At 58.5% G+C, this 15829-nt stretch carries 17 protein-coding genes and 1 other annotated feature; of the genes, 9 read left to right on the forward strand and 8 right to left on the reverse strand.

The genetic code is table 11. The annotated features are described in order from the left end of the window. Positions 1 to 21: 21 nt before the first annotated feature. The 4 genes from ykgO to CBW22_RS06170 all read right to left on the reverse strand — a co-directional run bounded on the left by ykgO (position 22) and on the right by CBW22_RS06170 (position 4952). Positions 22 to 162 (reverse strand): type B 50S ribosomal protein L36, encoded by a 141-nt coding sequence (ykgO, locus tag CBW22_RS06155; protein ID WP_010616859.1) that lies wholly within the window; start codon positions 160 to 162, stop codon positions 22 to 24. A gap of 15 nt (positions 163 to 177) precedes the next feature. Beyond that, positions 178 to 435 (reverse strand): type B 50S ribosomal protein L31, encoded by a 258-nt coding sequence (locus CBW22_RS06160; protein WP_021507208.1) that lies wholly within the window; start codon positions 433 to 435, stop codon positions 178 to 180. 159 nt (positions 436 to 594) lie between these two features. Continuing rightward, complete coding sequence (locus CBW22_RS06165; protein WP_021507209.1) at positions 595 to 3744, reverse strand: multidrug efflux RND transporter permease subunit AcrB; 3150 nt, start codon at positions 3742 to 3744, stop codon at positions 595 to 597. Between the two features lie 17 nt (positions 3745 to 3761). Next, positions 3762 to 4952 carry an efflux RND transporter periplasmic adaptor subunit gene (locus CBW22_RS06170; RefSeq protein ID WP_088516250.1) on the reverse strand — a complete coding sequence of 397 codons (1191 nt, stop codon included), beginning with the start codon at positions 4950 to 4952 and terminating at the stop codon, positions 3762 to 3764. A gap of 142 nt (positions 4953 to 5094) precedes the next feature. Between CBW22_RS06170 and acrR the strand changes: the two genes are divergently transcribed. Next, complete coding sequence (acrR, locus tag CBW22_RS06175; RefSeq protein ID WP_031279658.1) at positions 5095 to 5733, forward strand: multidrug efflux transporter transcriptional repressor AcrR; 639 nt, start codon at positions 5095 to 5097, stop codon at positions 5731 to 5733. Here the strand turns inward: acrR and rsmS are convergent. From rsmS to priC, 3 genes are read right to left on the reverse strand one after another with little or no spacing between them, the layout of a single operon-like run. After that, entirely contained in the window at positions 5730 to 5885 is a 156-nt protein-coding gene (gene rsmS, locus CBW22_RS06180; protein ID WP_021507212.1) for a pleiotropic regulatory protein RsmS, read from the reverse strand. The two genes, acrR and rsmS, sit on opposite strands and share 4 nt — an antisense overlap. Positions 5886 to 5893: 8 nt before the next feature. Next, positions 5894 to 6139 carry a GlsB/YeaQ/YmgE family stress response membrane protein gene (locus CBW22_RS06185; RefSeq protein WP_010616865.1) on the reverse strand — a complete coding sequence of 82 codons (246 nt, stop codon included), beginning with the start codon at positions 6137 to 6139 and terminating at the stop codon, positions 5894 to 5896. A gap of 49 nt (positions 6140 to 6188) precedes the next feature. Continuing rightward, positions 6189 to 6698: a primosomal replication protein PriC gene (gene priC / locus CBW22_RS06190; protein WP_176428093.1), complete on the reverse strand. Its 510-nt coding sequence runs from the start codon at positions 6696 to 6698 to the stop codon at positions 6189 to 6191. A gap of 58 nt (positions 6699 to 6756) precedes the next feature. On the opposite strand from priC, the gene CBW22_RS06195 reads away from it, so the two are divergent. The 6 genes from CBW22_RS06195 to htpG all read left to right on the forward strand — a co-directional run bounded on the left by CBW22_RS06195 (position 6757) and on the right by htpG (position 13028). Continuing rightward, on the forward strand, positions 6757 to 7140 hold the full coding sequence (locus CBW22_RS06195) for a DUF454 family protein (RefSeq protein WP_058775241.1): 384 nt from the start codon (positions 6757 to 6759) through the stop codon (positions 7138 to 7140). Positions 7141 to 7290: 150 nt separating this feature from the next. After that, positions 7291 to 7842, forward strand: a complete 552-nt coding sequence (apt, locus tag CBW22_RS06200; protein WP_088516251.1) for an adenine phosphoribosyltransferase — start codon at positions 7291 to 7293, stop codon at positions 7840 to 7842. Between the two features lie 247 nt (positions 7843 to 8089). Further along, on the forward strand, positions 8090 to 10069 hold the full coding sequence (gene dnaX, locus CBW22_RS06205) for a DNA polymerase III subunit gamma/tau (protein WP_058769400.1): 1980 nt from the start codon (positions 8090 to 8092) through the stop codon (positions 10067 to 10069). Next, positions 9411 to 9472 (forward strand) — a sequence feature (DnaX frameshifting element). (Overlaps the previous gene by 62 nt.) A 49-nt stretch (positions 10070 to 10118) precedes the next feature. Continuing rightward, positions 10119 to 10448: a YbaB/EbfC family nucleoid-associated protein gene (locus tag CBW22_RS06210; RefSeq protein ID WP_010616869.1), complete on the forward strand. Its 330-nt coding sequence runs from the start codon at positions 10119 to 10121 to the stop codon at positions 10446 to 10448. Then, positions 10448 to 11053 (forward strand): recombination mediator RecR, encoded by a 606-nt coding sequence (gene recR, locus CBW22_RS06215; protein WP_031279660.1) that lies wholly within the window; start codon positions 10448 to 10450, stop codon positions 11051 to 11053. Before CBW22_RS06210 ends, recR begins: the two co-directional genes overlap by 1 nt. 106 nt (positions 11054 to 11159) lie before the next feature. Beyond that, a complete protein-coding gene (gene htpG, locus CBW22_RS06220) occupies positions 11160 to 13028 on the forward strand; it encodes a molecular chaperone HtpG (RefSeq protein ID WP_176428088.1) in 1869 nt (622 codons plus the stop codon). Between the two features lie 64 nt (positions 13029 to 13092). On the opposite strand, the gene CBW22_RS06225 is transcribed toward htpG, so the two are convergent. Continuing rightward, entirely contained in the window at positions 13093 to 13962 is an 870-nt protein-coding gene (locus CBW22_RS06225; protein ID WP_058769402.1) for a LysR substrate-binding domain-containing protein, read from the reverse strand. A gap of 189 nt (positions 13963 to 14151) precedes the next feature. Here CBW22_RS06225 and CBW22_RS06230 point away from each other — a divergent pair, with 189 nt between their 5' ends. Beyond that, a complete protein-coding gene (locus tag CBW22_RS06230; RefSeq protein ID WP_088516479.1) occupies positions 14152 to 14979 on the forward strand; it encodes a DUF6024 family protein in 828 nt (275 codons plus the stop codon). 151 nt (positions 14980 to 15130) lie between these two features. Then, on the forward strand, positions 15131 to 15775 hold the full coding sequence (gene adk / locus CBW22_RS06235; protein WP_021507222.1) for an adenylate kinase: 645 nt from the start codon (positions 15131 to 15133) through the stop codon (positions 15773 to 15775). The last annotated feature ends 54 nt before the right edge of the window (positions 15776 to 15829 follow it).

The following is a 15829-nucleotide window of genomic DNA, read 5'->3' on the forward strand; positions in this document are numbered from 1 at the left end:
GCCAATTATCACGACACTTTCCTAACGTTTTTTCTTTCTTCCCTGCACCGCCTTAAAGCGCGGGTTGGTTTTGCAAATCACATAAATACGACCTTTACGCCGCACGACTTTGCAATCTTTGTGACGGGTCTTGGCAGACCGCAATGAACTGACAACTTGCATGTGGCTGAACTCCGGTTATTTGCTGCGCGTCAGGAAGCTGCCAAAACGCTTGTTGAAGCGTGCGGCGCTGCCCTCTTTGGCAAACTCTTTCTGTTTACCGGTGTAGTAAACGTGCGACTTCGACGACACATCAAGCGTGACGTACGGCAGCTCTTCGCCCTCAAACTGAATGGTACGATCGGTCTGAATCGTTGAGCCGACTTTGAAGTATTCGTCGACGGTGGTGTCATGGAACACCACAGGACGGTAGTGCGGATGAATGTTTGGTTTCATAATAGCGCTCTCATGTAATGTTATAATATAACAATATTATGAACCTCACGCCGCAGGATTGCAACCACGCGTCCGGTGCGGCTTTGTCATGGGACGAGCGGGCAGGGGAGTGCGCAATAAAAAAGGCCGCTTGCGCGGCCTTTTAGCAGAGAGAAACTATCAGTGAGGGTGATCCACCGGATGGCCCTGTTCCAGCTCAGACTTGTTCTTGCTGAAACGGCGGCGCACCACTACGAAGAACACCGGCACGAAGAAGATCGCCAGCGCGGTGGCCGTCACCATCCCGCCCATCACGCCGGTACCGACGGCGTTCTGTGCGCCGGAGCCGGCACCGCTGCTGATCGCCAGCGGCAGTACGCCGAGGATGAACGCCAGCGACGTCATCAGAATCGGACGCAGACGCATACGTGAGGCTTCCAGCGTCGACTCGACCAGCCCTTTGCCTTCCTTCTCCATCAAATCCTTGGCGAATTCGACGATCAGGATGGCGTTCTTCGCCGAGAGACCAATGGTGGTCAACAGACCCACCACAAAGTACACGTCGTTACTCAGACCGCGCAGCGTGGTGAAGAGCAGGGCGCCAATCACACCCAGCGGCACCACCAGCATGACCGCGAACGGAATCGACCAGCTCTCATACAGCGCGGCCAGACACAGGAACACCACAATCAGCGAAATGGCGTACAGTGCAGGCGCCTGGTTGCCGGACAGGCGTTCCTGATAGGACATGCCGGTCCAGTCGTAGCCGATACCCGCAGGCAGCTTCGAGGCGAGGCTCTCCATCAGGTTCATGGCATCACCCGAGCTCTTGCCCGGTGCTGCCTGACCCAGGATCTCCATTGATGGCAGACCGTTGTAACGCTCCAGACGCGGTGAACCATACTGCCACTTCGCCGAAGAGAAGGCAGAGAACGGCACCATGGTCCCGGCGCTATTGCGCACGTACCATTTGCTGATGTCATCCGGCAGCATGCGCGAGTCGGCCTGACCCATCACGTACACTTTCTTCACGCGACCACGGTCGATGAAGTCGTTGACGTAAGAACCGCCCCAGGCCGCACCCAGCGTGGTGTTGATGTCAGACAGCGACACACCAAGCGCCTGCGCTTTTTCCTGATCGATAATCAGTTTGTACTGCGGCGTATCTTCCAGCCCGTTCGGACGCACGCCCACCAGCGTATCCGGATGCTGGGCAATCATGCCAAACAGCTGGTTACGCGCGGCGGTCAGCTTCTCATGGCCGAGGTTACCCTGATCGATCAGCTGGAAGTCGAAACCGGTGGCGTTACCCAGTTCGATAATGGCCGGCAGGTTGAACGGGAACACCATGGCATCTTTGATCTGACCCAGCGCCTGCATCGCACGTCCGGCAATCGCCGGCACTTTCAGGCTGGCATCACCACGCTCATCCCATGGCTTCAGGCTGACGAAGGCGATACCGGTGTTCTGTCCACGACCGGCGAAGCCAAAGCCGTTAACGGTAAACACCGAATTCACGCTGTCTTTCTCTTTGGTCAGGAAGTAATCCGTAACCTGATCCAGCACCTTCTGAGTACGTTCCTGGGTCGCACCGGCAGGCAGTTGCGCCTGCGCAAGTAACAGCCCCTGATCCTCTTCCGGCAGGAACGAGGTAGGCAGTTTCAGGAACAGGTAAGCCATGCCGACCACAATCAGCAGATAAATCAGCAGATAGCGACCGGTGCTGCGCACAATGTGGCCGACGCTGTCGACGTAATGGTTGGTGCTCTTATCAAACAGGCGGTTAAACCAGCCGAAGAAACCGGTGGTTTTGCCGTGTTCGCCTTTTTTGATGGGCTTCAGCATGGTGGCACACAGCGCTGGCGTCAGAATCAACGCCACCAGCACCGACAGCGCCATCGCCGAAACGATGGTGATCGAGAACTGACGATAAATCACCCCGGTTGAGCCGCCGAAGAACGCCATCGGGATAAATACCGCTGACAGCACCAGCGCGATGCCAACCAGCGCGCCCTGAATCTGTTCCATCGAGCGTTTGGTGGCTTCTTTTGGCGGTAATCCCTCTTCCGCCATGACGCGCTCAACGTTTTCCACCACCACGATGGCGTCATCAACTAACAGGCCGATGGCGAGCACCATGCCGAACATCGTCAGGGTGTTTATCGAGTAGCCAAAGGCACTGATGATGGCAAAGGTGCCCAGCAGCACCACCGGCACGGCGATGGTAGGAATCAGCGTCGCGCGGAAGTTCTGCAGGAACAGATACATTACCAGGAACACCAGCACGATGGCTTCGAACAGCGTTTTCACCACTTCGAAAATGGAGATCTTAACGAATGGCGTGGTGTCGTACGGGTAAACGGTTTTCATGCCGGCCGGGAAGAACGGTTCCAGCTTAGCCAGTTCCGCTTTCACCGCGTCGGCGGTATCCAGTGCGTTGGCGCCAGTCGCCAGTTTGACACCGATACCGGAGGCTGGTTTGCCGTTATAGCGGGCAATGATCTCGTAGTTTTCACCACCGAGTTCAATCTTCGCGACATCGCGCAGGCGCACCTGTGAGCCGTCCTGATTGACCTTCAGCATGATGTTGCCGAACTCTTCGGTCGAGGTCAGTCGCGTCTGGGCAATGATCGAGGCGTTAAGCTGCTGACCTGGCACCGGTGGGGTACCGCCCAGCTGACCAGCGGCCACCTGGGTGTTCTGGGTTTGCAGCGCGCTGATCACATCCACCGGCGTCAGCTGGTAGTTGTTAAGCTTGTGCGGATCGAGCCAGATACGCATCGCATACTGCGCACCAAACACCTGAGTATCACCGACGCCAGGCGTACGGCTGATCGGATCTTTGATGTTCGACGCTACGTAGTCTGAGATGTCGTTCTGCGTCATGCTGCCATCTTCGCTGACGAAACCGGCGACCATCAGGAAGCTGCTGGAGGATTTTTTCACCTGAATCCCCTGCTGCTGTACTTCCTGCGGCAGCAGCGGCATTGCCAGCTGCAGTTTGTTCTGCACCTGCACCTGAGCAATGTCGGCATCAGTGCCAGACTGGAAGGTTAGCGTCAGCGTCAGCGTACCAGAAGAGTCACTGCTCGAGGACATATACATCAGCCCGTCGATGCCGTTCATATTCTGTTCGATAACCTGCGTTACCGAATCCTGTAGCGTTTTCGCATCTGCACCCGGATAAGATGCCTGGATTTCAACTGCCGGCGGCGCAACGTTGGGATATTGCTCGATCGGCAGTTTGATAATCGATAGCGCACCCGCCAGCATAATAATGATGGCAAGCACCCAGGCAAAAATGGGGCGATCGATAAAGAACTTAGCCATGTATCAACGGCTCCTGTTTATGACGATGATTTAGCAGACTGAGATTCCGGTGCGGCTTTGGCATCATCTTTGACTTCCTGCGGCGTCACCTGAGCACCCGGTTTAGCACGCTGAATACCGACGGTAATCACGCGATCGCCCTCTTTCAGGCCATCGGTCACCAGCCATTTGTCGCCAAACGCCTGGTTCGCGGTAATCTTACGCACTTCAACTTTATTATCCGCGCCCACTACCATCGCGGTGGCTTCACCGGTTGGCGTGCGGGTTACGCCGGTCTGTGGTACCAGCAGCGCCGTTGGGTTAGTGCCCTCATCCAGACGTGCACGCACGAACATGCCCGGCAGCAAACGATGATCCGGATTCGGGAAAATCGCGCGCAGGGTAATCGAGCCGGTGGTTTCATCCACGGTAACATCAGAGAATTCCAGTGTGCCCGGCTGGCTGTATGCGCTACCGTTCTGCATCAGCAGGGTAACGTTAGCTTTGCCGTCGTTCTGTTTCAGCTGACCAGACTCCAGCTCGCCGCGCAGGCGCAGGAAATCATCGCTGGATTGGGTCACATCGACGTACATCGGATCGAGTTGCTGCACGGTCGCCAGCGCGGTGGTCTGGCCGTTCGACACCAGCGCACCTTCCGTCACCGAGGATTTACCAATGCGGCCGCTGATTGGCGAGGTCACTTTGGTGTACGCCAGGTTAATGCGGGCGGTTTCCACATAGGCCTGCGCCGCCTGTACGGCTGCGGCGGTCTGCGCGGCGGTGGCCGCGGCGTTATCGTAGTCCTGCTGGCTGATATATTTGGTACCCAGCAGTGGCTTGTAACGATTCACCGTCAGCTGGGCAACGCGCGCGTTGGCCTGCGCCTGGGCTAAATCGCCTTTTGCGCTGTCGTACGCGGCCTGATAGGTGGCGGGATCGATCTGGTACAGCGAATCGCCGGCTTTAACATCACTGCCTTCAACAAAATTACGCTTGAGAATGATACCTGACACCTGCGGACGCACTTCAGCCACGCGGAACGCCGAAGTACGGCCTGGCAGTTCGGTGGTGATTTTCAGGGGCTCGTTTTTTAACGTGACAACACCCACTTCCGGGGGCTGCTGCTGGGCGGCTTGCTGGGATTTATTATCATCACATCCTGTTAACAAAAAGCTGCCTGTAAGCATCACGGCGGCCGCCAGAGGCGCTAATCCTCTGTTTTTATTCATAAATAAACCTCTAGTGTCCGATATCAAATGATCAATGGATCACAAACCGTTAAACCCATTGCTGCGTTAAAACACGGGTCGTGCTATGGTACATACATTCACAAATGTATGTAAACTTGCCAGTTTGTAAAAACAGTCCTCTATGGCACGAAAAACCAAAGCGCAAGCACTTGAAACGCGACATCAAATTCTGGATGCCGCTTTAGCTCACTTTTCTGAACACGGTGTGGCCGCCACCTCACTGGCGGATATCGCCGCGGCCGCTGGCGTCACGCGCGGCGCTATCTACTGGCATTTTAAAAATAAAGCCGATCTGTTACAGGAGATCTGGCTGCGCTGCGACGCCGGGCTCGACGATGTGGAACTTGAGTATCAGACAAAATACCCTGGCGATCCACTTTCTGTAATGCGTTCGATGCTGATCTATATCCTTGAAGCCACAGCAAAGGATCCACAAAGACGCGCATTAATGGAGATTATCTTCCATAAATGTGAGTTCGTTGGCGAAATGTCGACGTTAATGGCGATGCAGCAGGGGCTGCTGCAGGCGTGTTATGACCGCATCGAAGAGGTGCTGCGCAGCTGTATCGAGGCCGGGCAGCTTCCGGCCAGCCTCAACACCCGCCAGGCGGCGCTGCTGATGCGCGGCTACATCAGCGGCATGATGGAGAGCTGGTTATTCAATCCGCAAAGTTTTGATCTGGTGAGTGAGGCGCCGCAGGTGGTCGAGGCCTTTATAGATATGTTGCGCCTGAGCCCGACGCTCGCCGGAACGCGCTAAGCGGTGCGTTCGGCCGCCAGCTTCTGCTCGTAATCGCGCTGGACAATCGCCAGCGCAGCCAGCACCGTGGCCGTGGGTACCTGGTTTTCCTCCAGCAGCTGAATTAAATCGACAGCCAGCTTGATGTCGTCCGGCGCGGTATCCAGCGTCATAGTGTCTCCTAAATACGTAGTTTAGCGGCGACCAGCAGCATCAGCAGGGCACCGGCCAGCGCCACGGCAAAGCCCGTCGGATGCAGCGTACCGAGGTCGCCCGTGGTGAAATACGTGGCGATGTAGCCGCCAATCAGCGCGCCGATCACCGCCAGCACCAGCGTCGGCACCAGTCCGCCGGGACGGCCGGGAAACACCCTCCGCTTCAGCCAGCCGGCAGCCAGGCCAATAATAATCCAGATGATAAGGGTCATGCTTCTCCTCCCGTCAGCGCTGTTTCCAGTATAGAGGAAAGCGAACGGCTTACGGCTGCGCCGCGATCTCCAGTTTATGCAGCGCGGCGCGGCAGCGCGCCAGCCGCTCCTGCAGAATCTCCACCTCGCGCATCAGCTGCTGCTGCACGCTCAGCGTTTCAGCTTGTGCCAGGTGCTGTTCGCGCTGCTGCAGCATGGCCAGCAATCGCGTTTCGTAGCCGCGGTACTCATCACGCTTCGGCTGCAGCGGATCGCGACACGGCCGTTCACGCACCACGCGCAGTTGCTGGCTACTGCACTCGCGCTGCAGCGCGGCAATCTGGTCCAGCACCTTCTGCGCCAGCCACTGGCGGCGCGACGCATCACTGTCGGACGCCGCGAGCTGCGCCGCATTGTGCTGCAGCTCTTGCAGATAGTCAGCCAGCCGCGTGCCTTTGCAGCGAAACAGCTGCGCGTCAAAGCGCGGCTGACGGCAGCTACCGTCCGGCTGCTGCGCAATCTGCTGGCGCAGCGTGTCAATCATTGCGTGCAGACGCTGTTGGGCGGGCAGTTGAGGCATCACTTCGATTCCGTCTGTGTTAACGTAGCGCTGTTGTGACATTTTTCAGGCATCTGGCATGCAGCGCATTTTACTGTTAAGCCTTGGCTGGCTGGCGATTGTGCTGGGCACGCTGGGCATTGTATTACCTTTACTACCGACCACGCCATTCGTGTTGCTGGCCGCCTGGTGTTTTGCCCGCTCGTCGCCACGCTTTCACCACTGGCTGCTGTGGCGCTCGCCGTTTGGCCGCTATCTGCGCCACTGGCAGCAGCATCGCGCCATGCCGCCCGGTGCCAAAAGCCGCGCCATGTTGCTGATTGTCATCACCTTTGCGGTTTCAATCTGGCTGGTGAAGCTGCTGTGGCTGCGCATCCTGCTCGGTGTGATGCTGGCGCTGCTGCTGCTCATGCTGTGGCGCATCCCGGTTGTAGCAGAAAGTGCGAACCCGCACGAACCGTAGCATCAGGGTTGCATTTAGCCGGCTGTTTGCTTAGATTTGGGCATCTTCGTGCGTGGCTTCCCTTTGAGAAACGACTTCGCTTAACCCGGTTTCCGGGTATTGGCGTTGTGGAAGCTGCGCGTTTTAGATATTTTTCCAGGCGTAACCTTTATGACCGCAACTGCGCAGCAGCTTGAACTGATCAAAAACAGCATCAAAAGCATTCCTGACTATCCGAAGCCGGGCATCCTGTTCCGTGACGTCACCAGTCTGATGGAAGATCCGCAGGCGTATGCCGCAGCGATCGCCATTCTGGTGGAGCGTTATCGTAATAAAGGCATCACCAAAGTGGTGGGCACCGAAGCGCGTGGCTTCCTGTTCGGGGCGCCGGTTGCGCTGGGTCTGGGCGTGGGATTTGTGCCGGTGCGCAAGCCGGGCAAACTGCCGCGTGAAACTTTCAGCGAAAGCTACGAACTGGAGTACGGTTCAGACGCGCTGGAATTGCACAAAGACGCCATCAAACCCGGCGATGTGGTGCTGGTAGTGGACGATCTGCTGGCTACCGGCGGCACCCTTGAAGCCACGGTGAAACTGATTCGTCGTGCGGGCGGTGCAGTTAAAGATGCCGCGTTCGTGATCAACCTGTTTGATTTAAGCGGCGAAGCGCGCCTGAACGCGCTGGGTATCGACTGCTACAGCCTGGTCAACTTCCCCGGCCACTAAGGCCATCGCGCCGCCAGCCTTGATGCCCGGCGGCGCCTCTCTTCGCACTCCCTGACAGGCGTATTCCGCCCTGAAGCGCAGCGCGCAACGTATCACGGGTATAGGCATATCCGGCTGTGGCTGTTACACTCCTGTCAAAATAAACAGGGTTTGCGTCACCGCATTTTTCCCCTAAGTCCCACGGCAGAATCGGCGCAACTGAGCGTGCTGCTGTGCCAGGTTAAACAACTCCAGTGATTGAATCCACATGAGCTATCAGGTACTTGCGCGAAAATGGCGTCCCCAGGCTTTCGCCGACGTAGTCGGTCAGGAACATGTGCTGACGGCGCTGGCCAACGGGTTGTCACTGGGACGCATCCATCATGCCTATCTGTTTTCCGGCACGCGCGGCGTGGGGAAAACCTCGATTGCGCGTCTGCTGGCCAAAGGTCTCAACTGCGAAACCGGTATCACGGCCACGCCCTGTGGACAGTGCGATAACTGTCGCGAGATTGAACAGGGGCGCTTTGTCGATCTGATTGAAATCGATGCCGCCTCGCGCACCAAAGTGGAAGACACGCGCGACCTGCTGGATAACGTGCAGTATGCGCCCGCACGCGGGCGCTTTAAGGTCTATCTGATCGATGAAGTGCACATGCTGTCGCGCCACAGCTTTAATGCGCTGCTGAAAACGCTGGAAGAGCCGCCGTCGCATGTGAAATTCCTGCTGGCGACCACCGATCCGCAGAAGCTGCCGGTAACCATTCTGTCGCGCTGCCTGCAGTTCCACCTGAAAGCCCTCGACGTCGAACAGATTCAGCAGCAGCTGGCGCACGTGCTGCAGCAGGAGCAGATTGACGCCGAGCCGCGCGCGCTGCATCTGCTGGCGCGCGCCGCCGACGGCAGTATGCGCGATGCGCTCAGCCTCACCGATCAGGCGATTGCCATGGGGCAGGGCAGCGTCACGCGCGACAGCGTGGCGCAAATGCTGGGCACGCTGGATGATGAGCAGCCGCTGGCGCTGATTGAAGCGCTGGTGGAAGGCAACGGCGAACAGGTGATGGCGCTGCTGAATCAGGCCGCATCGCGCGGCGTGGAGTGGGAGGCGCTGCTGGTGGAGATGCTGCGTTTGCTGCACCGTATCGCGATGGTCCAGCTGCTGCCCAGTTCGCTTGGCGAAGATGATGCCAGCCAGGCGCAGCGCCTGCGCGAACTGGCGCGCGTGCTGCCGCCTGCTGACGTTCAGCTTTATTATCAGACGCTGCTGATGGGGCGTAAAGATTTGCCGCTGGCGCCGGATCGCCGGCTGGGCGTGGAAATGACGCTGCTGCGTGCGCTGGCGTTTCATCCGCAGGCCACCATCGCTGAACCGGTAGCGCGCCCGTCGCTGACGCCGCAGGCCGCACCGGCCGTTGCCGCGCCAGCGCCTCAGACCAAAGCCGCCCCCGCTGTGGCCGCGCAGCCGCAGATGGCACCGCCGATGGATGAGTCGCCGCCGCCGGCCGATGATTATCCCGATATGGCACCGGCCCCGGATAACTTGCCCGACGCCACCAGTCAGCTGTTACAGGCGCGGACGCAGCTGCTGCGTCAGGGAGCCGGCAAAGCAAAAAAGAGTGAGCCGGCAGCGCGTTCCGCGCGGCCGGCAAACCCGGCGCTGGAACGTCTGGCAAGCGTCACCGAGCGCGTGCAACAGCGCGCGTCTGAACCGGCGGTAAAAGCGCCGGCGAAACCGGAAGCGTATCGCTGGAAAGCCCAGCAGCAGGAGGAGATCAAGCCGGAGCCGGTGGCGACGCCAAAAGCCTTGCGTTCTGCGCTGGAGCATGAGAAAACGCCAGAGCTGGCGCTCAAACTGGCGGAAGAGGCGCTGCAGCGCGACGCCTGGGCGGCGGAAATCGCCACGCTGACGCTGCCGAAGCTGGTCCAGCAGGTCGCGCTGAACGCGTGGAAAGAGGTGAATGAGCAGGGCGTGACGCTGCATTTGCGCAGCAGCCAGCGTCATCTCAACTCTGCCCCGGCGCGCCAGGCAATTCAGGACGCGCTGAGCCAGGCGGCCGGCCAGCCGGTTGAACTGACCATCGTGGAAGACGATAATCCGGCGGTATTGACGCCGCTGGAGTGGCGTCAGGCCATTTATGAAGAGAAGCTGGCGCAGGCGCGTCAGTCGATCGAAAGCGATACCCACATTCAGACGCTGCGTCGCTTCTTTGATGCGGACCTGGATGAAGAGAGTATCCGACCCGTATGATCACGCTGTCGCGCAGCGTTGCGCGCAGCCCCAGCAGAGAGAGAAAACTATGTTTGGTAAAGGCGGATTGGGCAACCTGATGAAACAGGCCCAGCAGATGCAGGATAAAATGGCCAAAGTTCAGGAAGAGATCGCCGCACTGGAAGTCACCGGCGAATCAGGGGCTGGCCTGGTCAAAGTGACCATCAACGGTGCGCACAACTGCCGCCGCGTGGAAGTCGATCCCAGCCTGCTGGAAGATGACAAAGAGATGCTGGAAGATCTGATCGCTGCGGCGTTCAACGATGCGGCGCGCCGTATTGATGAAACGCAGAAAGAGAAGATGGCGTCCGTCTCTGCCGGTATGCAGCTGCCGCCTGGCTTCAAGATGCCGTTCTGATGCAAACCAGTCCACTGCTTGAAGCTTTGATGGAGTCGCTGCGCTGTTTACCGGGTGTTGGCCCGAAATCGGCGCAACGCATGGCGTTTCATCTGTTGCAGCGCGATCGCAGCGGTGGCATGCGTCTGGCGCAGGCGCTGACCCGCGCCATGGCAGAAATCGGCCACTGTTCCGACTGCCGCACCTTCACCGAGCAGGAGATCTGCACCATCTGCGCCAATCCCCGCCGTCAGCAAAACGGCCAGATTTGCGTGGTGGAGAGCCCGGCGGATATCCACGCCATCGAGCAGACCGGCCAGTTTGGCGGTCGCTACTTTGTGCTGATGGGCCATCTGTCGCCGCTGGACGGCATCGGCCCTCAGGACATTGGCCTGGATCGGCTGGAGCAGCGCCTTGAACGTGAGACGCTGCAGGAGGTGATCCTCGCCACCAATCCCACGGTGGAAGGCGAAGCCACGGCTAACTATATCGCCGAGCTGTGCGGCCAGTATGGCGTCGACGCCAGCCGCATTGCGCACGGGGTTCCGGTTGGCGGTGAACTGGAAATGGTCGACGGCACAACGCTGTCGCACTCGCTTGCCGGACGGCACAAGATTAAATTCTGACCACTTGCCGGTATCCTGCTGCGATACCGGCTTGAAATTCTTCCCGCCATCCCCATTTCACTCTCAACAATTGATCAACCCCGATTCTGTTGAGGTAGCAATGACCATGAAAGGACAAGAGACGCGTGGCTTCCAGTCAGAGGTAAAACAACTTCTGCACCTGATGATCCATTCCCTCTATTCAAACAAAGAGATTTTCCTGCGTGAACTGATCTCCAACGCCTCCGATGCGGCTGACAAGCTGCGCTTCCGCGCACTTTCGACGCCGGATCTGTACGAAGGCGATGGCGACCTGCGCGTGCGTATCTCGGTCGACAAGGAAAAACGCACGCTGACGCTGAGCGATAACGGCATCGGGATGCGCCGTGATGAGGTGATTGAAAACCTCGGCACCATCGCGAAATCCGGTACCAAAGCGTTTCTGGAATCGATGGGTTCCGATCAGGCGAAAGACAGCCAGCTGATCGGCCAGTTCGGCGTCGGTTTCTACTCGGCGTTTATCGTGGCTGACAAAGTGACGGTACGCACCCGTGCTGCGGGCGCCAAAGCCGACGAAGGCGTGTTCTGGGAATCTGCCGGCGAAGGCGAATATACGCTGGCGGAGATTGAGAAAGCCGATCGCGGTACCGAAATTACGCTGCACTTCCGTGAAGGCGAAGATGACTTCCTCGACGCGTGGCGCGTGCGCAACGTGATCAGCAAATATTCCGATCACATCGCGCTGCCGGTGGAGATCGAGACCAAAGACGAAGAGAACGATACCGTCACCTGGGAGAAGATCAACAAAGCCCAGGCGCTGTGGACGCGCAACAAAGGCGAAATCAGCGACGAAGAGTACAACGAGTTCTACAAACACATCGCCCATGATTTCAGCGATCCGGCCATCTGGAGCCACAACCGCGTCGAAGGTAAGCAGGAGTACACCAGCCTGCTGTACATCCCGTCGCGTGCGCCCTTCGACATGTGGAACCGCGACAGCAAGCACGGTCTGAAACTGTACGTGCAGCGCGTCTTCATCATGGATGACGCGGAACAGTTCATGCCGAACTACCTGCGCTTTGTGCGTGGCCTGATAGATTCCAGCGATCTGCCGCTCAACGTTTCCCGTGAGATCCTGCAGGACAGCCGCGTCACGCAGAGCCTGCGCGCCGCGCTGACCAAACGCAGCCTGCAGATGCTGGAAAAACTGGCCAAAGACGACGCAGAGAAATATCAGCAGTTCTGGAAAGAGTTCGGTCTGGTGCTGAAAGAGGGCCCGGCGGAAGATCCTGCCAACCAGGAGGCGATTGCTAAACTGCTGCGTTTCGCCACCACCCAGAGCGAAGGCGCGGCGCAGACCGTTTCACTGGAAGATTACGTTAGCCGCATGGTTGAAGGGCAGGAGAAGATTTACTACATCACTGCCGACAGCTATGCCGCAGCGAAAAGCAGCCCGCATCTGGAGCTGTTCCGTAAGAAAGGCATCGAGGTCCTGCTGCTGTCCGATCGTATCGACGAGTGGATGATGAGCTACCTGACGGAGTTCGATGGCAAAGCGTTCCAGTCGGTGAGCAAAGCGGATGAGTCGCTGAGCAAGCTGGCGGACGAAGAGACGGAAGCACAGAAGGAAGCGGAAAAAGCGCTGGAGCCGTTTGTTGATCGCGTGAAAACCCTGCTGGGCGAGCGCGTTAAAGAGGTGCGCCTGACCCATCGCCTTACCGACACGCCGGCGATTGTCACCACTGACGCCAACGAAATGACCACGCAGATGGCGAAGCTGTTCGCCGCGGCCGGTCAGGATGTGCCGGAAGTGAAGTACATCTTTGAGATCAACCCGGAGCATACGCTGGTGAAACGCGTGGCTGATACCCAGGATGAAGCGCGCTTTGCGGAGTGGGTTGAACTGCTGCTGGATCAGGCGCTGCTGGCCGAGCGCGGCACGCTGGACGATCCTAACCAGTTTATCCGCCGCATGAATCAGTTGCTGACGGCGTAACGCGGTGCGGTAATCGGAACGGTCGGCATGAATGCCGACCTTTTTTTATTTATGCCGCCCTTGCTTACTTCAGCGCTTCATCCCGAAGCCAATCCCGGAACAACGTAATCTCCGCATCGTGCTGGCGTGACCGCTTGGTCATCATCCAGGTGGCACGGTCGGCGCGCACAAACCCCAGCGGCGCAATCAGCGTGCCGTCGTTCAGCTCCTGACGCACCAGCAGGCGCGGCGCCACAATCACGCCCAGCCCGTTTCTCGCGGCCTGAATCGCCAGCGTCAGATTATCGAAATGTTTGCCCAGCCAAAAATTACCGCGCACGCCGCTGATCTTCGCCCATTCGGCCCAGGCCTGCAGGCGGGTATCGGCGTGCAAAAGCGGCAGCGACGCCAGATCCTGCTCGCTGTGAAAACGCGCCGCGTACTGTGGGGCGCACAGCGGGCCAACGTAATCATCGCTGATGAGCGAGGCATCTATGTCGTCGTCCGGCGCCTGTTCATAACTGAGGATCAGCACATCGGTGTGTTCGCTGCGCAGCTGAGCAATCTCGCCCTGCGGCTGAAATTGCACTTCAATATCGGGATAGCGCTGGTAAAAGCTGCTGATGCGCGGAATCAGCCACTGGGATAAAAAACTTGGGGTACAGGCGACGCTCAGATGATTGCGCATCCCGGTGCGAATACTTACGCAGGTGGTAGAGAGTTCGCTAAAGGCTTTCTGGCAGCTCACCAGCAGACGTTCGCCGTGAGAGGTTAAGCGCACGCGCCCGTTAGTGCGGATGAACAGGGGTTTGCCCATCCAGCTCTCCAGCTGGCGAATCTGATGGCTGATGGCGCTGTGGGTGACATGGAGACATTCGGCCGCGACGCTAAAGCTGCAATGCAGCGCCGCCTGATGAAAATAGTGCAGTGCACGTAACGACGGAAGCGCGGTCATACTCATCCCCTGTGTAAAAACCTAACAGGGATTGTCAGTTTATATCATTTTAATGTCCAGCCGCATTAACCTAACCTTTCCTGCTTAATCTGGCGGGTTGACGGACCGGCTGCGCTGTGTACAGCAGCGGCGATGTCCGCTGCCAGCGCCAGCTTCACACAGCAGAATAACCAAGAGAAATGTCACGTGATGACTTCACAACAGGCTACTGCCATGGCGGCGGCGCGCGATCGGCTGCGCGGCTTGCTGTCCCGTCACTATCGGCTGGAAAATTACGATCTGTTTTTTGCCCCTTCACTGCACATCGCGCGCGTGCTGCTCTCGCAACTGTTTCTGCGCCAGGAGCAGGCGCGCAATCAGACGCGCTACGCCGCGCAATATCCGGTCAGCGAACTTAGCGTGCTGCCGGCCCTGCCGATGATGGCGGGCAATATCGCGCTGGTCGATCACGTCGATATGCAGCAGGGCCGGGTGCGCAATCTCAGTGCCTGCCAGAGCCAGGGCGTGACGCACGCGTCCGGCTCCTTCGCCAGCGTGTTGCATAAACGACTCATCAGCGAGGCGCGACTGTTTGTCACCCAGCTGAATCAGCATGCGATGCTGAGCGACGATCTGGTGCTGATTGCGCTGCGTACCCATGATTTTAGTACGCTGGTGCGCAGCGAACTGCGGCTGTTCGAACAGGGACTGGCGCTGGGTGACGCGCCGGAACGCGCGCTGGAGTGCATGGCGCAGGACGACTGGCAGCCCTTCAACGTTGCCAGTGTCGATAGCCTGACGCTGGATACGCCGTTCACGCTGCAGTCGATTCACCAGCCCGGCCTGCCGTTTGCGCTGCTGCCCTTGCCGCCCGGCAGTGCGCTGCCAGCGTTGCCCGCGGATATGCAACTGCTGCCCGCGCCGCATCGCCTGTTTTTGCCGGTCAGCGTACGCGGCAACGGCAATAAGCCGCAGAACGTCACCGCTGCGCTAAAAAAACGGCTGCGCGAGGTGCTCAGAGACAGCCGAAATTCTTAAAAACGCGCCTGCTACTGGCGCACCGCGCTAAAGCAGGTCAAAGTAGGCCTTTCAGCGCCCGGGGGCCCGTTGCCTTGTGGTGTGCGGGTCATAATGGTATGTTCTTGGCCTTCTCAGATTGATCAATGCGATTCGCAAGGGGAATTACGCAATGCGTATTATTCTGCTCGGGGCACCGGGCGCAGGTAAGGGCACTCAGGCTCAATTCATCATGGAGAAATACGGTATTCCGCAGATCTCCACGGGCGACATGTTGCGTGCGGCTGTCAAAGCCGGCACCGAATTGGGCCAGCAGGCGAAAGCCATCATGGATGCCGGTAAACTGGTAACGGACGAGCTGGTGATTGCGCTGGTTAAAGAGCGTATCGCGCAGGAAGACTGCAAAAACGGCTTCCTGCTCGATGGTTTCCCACGCACCATTCCGCAGGCTGACGCCATGAAAGAGGCGGGCATCAAGGTGGATTACGTGCTCGAGTTCGCCGTACCGGACGAACTGATTGTCGATCGCATTGTCGGCCGCCGCGTGCATGCGCCGTCAGGCCGCGTTTACCACATCAAATACAATCCGCCAAAAGTGGAAGGTAAAGACGACGTGACCGGCGAAGAGCTGACCACGCGTAAAGACGACCAGGAAGAGACCGTGCGTAAGCGTCTGGTGGAATACCATCAGCTGACCGCGCCGCTGATTGCTTACTACAGCAAAGAAGCCGAAGCCGGTAACACCGAATACCACAAAATCGACGGCACCCGCCAGGTGACCGAAGTGAGTGCACAGCTGGCCGATATCCTCGGCTAAGTGGTGACCAGGGCCGGTTGTCCGGCCCTTTTGCAGCAATTGCTTTCCCCCTCC

Origin of the sequence: Pantoea sp. VS1 (genome assembly GCF_002207995.1) — a bacterium.
Lineage (GTDB): Bacteria > Pseudomonadota > Gammaproteobacteria > Enterobacterales > Enterobacteriaceae > Pantoea > Pantoea dispersa.

Coding starts and splice junctions, on each gene's coding strand:
- ykgO (WP_010616859.1), bottom strand. CDS start 162: ATGCAAGTTGTCAGTTCATTGCGGTCTGCCAAGACCCGTCACAAAGAT.
- CBW22_RS06160 (WP_021507208.1), bottom strand. CDS start 435: ATGAAACCAAACATTCATCCGCACTACCGTCCTGTGGTGTTCCATGAC.
- CBW22_RS06165 (WP_021507209.1), bottom strand. CDS start 3,744: ATGGCTAAGTTCTTTATCGATCGCCCCATTTTTGCCTGGGTGCTTGCC.
- CBW22_RS06170 (WP_088516250.1), bottom strand. CDS start 4,952: ATGAATAAAAACAGAGGATTAGCGCCTCTGGCGGCCGCCGTGATGCTT.
- acrR (WP_031279658.1), top strand. CDS start 5,095: ATGGCACGAAAAACCAAAGCGCAAGCACTTGAAACGCGACATCAAATT.
- rsmS (WP_021507212.1), bottom strand. CDS start 5,885: ATGACGCTGGATACCGCGCCGGACGACATCAAGCTGGCTGTCGATTTA.
- CBW22_RS06185 (WP_010616865.1), bottom strand. CDS start 6,139: ATGACCCTTATCATCTGGATTATTATTGGCCTGGCTGCCGGCTGGCTG.
- priC (WP_176428093.1), bottom strand. CDS start 6,698: ATGCCTCAACTGCCCGCCCAACAGCGTCTGCACGCAATGATTGACACG.
- CBW22_RS06195 (WP_058775241.1), top strand. CDS start 6,757: ATGCAGCGCATTTTACTGTTAAGCCTTGGCTGGCTGGCGATTGTGCTG.
- apt (WP_088516251.1), top strand. CDS start 7,291: ATGACCGCAACTGCGCAGCAGCTTGAACTGATCAAAAACAGCATCAAA.
- dnaX (WP_058769400.1), top strand. CDS start 8,090: ATGAGCTATCAGGTACTTGCGCGAAAATGGCGTCCCCAGGCTTTCGCC.
- CBW22_RS06210 (WP_010616869.1), top strand. CDS start 10,119: ATGTTTGGTAAAGGCGGATTGGGCAACCTGATGAAACAGGCCCAGCAG.
- recR (WP_031279660.1), top strand. CDS start 10,448: ATGCAAACCAGTCCACTGCTTGAAGCTTTGATGGAGTCGCTGCGCTGT.
- htpG (WP_176428088.1), top strand. CDS start 11,160: ATGAAAGGACAAGAGACGCGTGGCTTCCAGTCAGAGGTAAAACAACTT.
- CBW22_RS06225 (WP_058769402.1), bottom strand. CDS start 13,962: ATGACCGCGCTTCCGTCGTTACGTGCACTGCACTATTTTCATCAGGCG.
- CBW22_RS06230 (WP_088516479.1), top strand. CDS start 14,152: ATGACTTCACAACAGGCTACTGCCATGGCGGCGGCGCGCGATCGGCTG.
- adk (WP_021507222.1), top strand. CDS start 15,131: ATGCGTATTATTCTGCTCGGGGCACCGGGCGCAGGTAAGGGCACTCAG.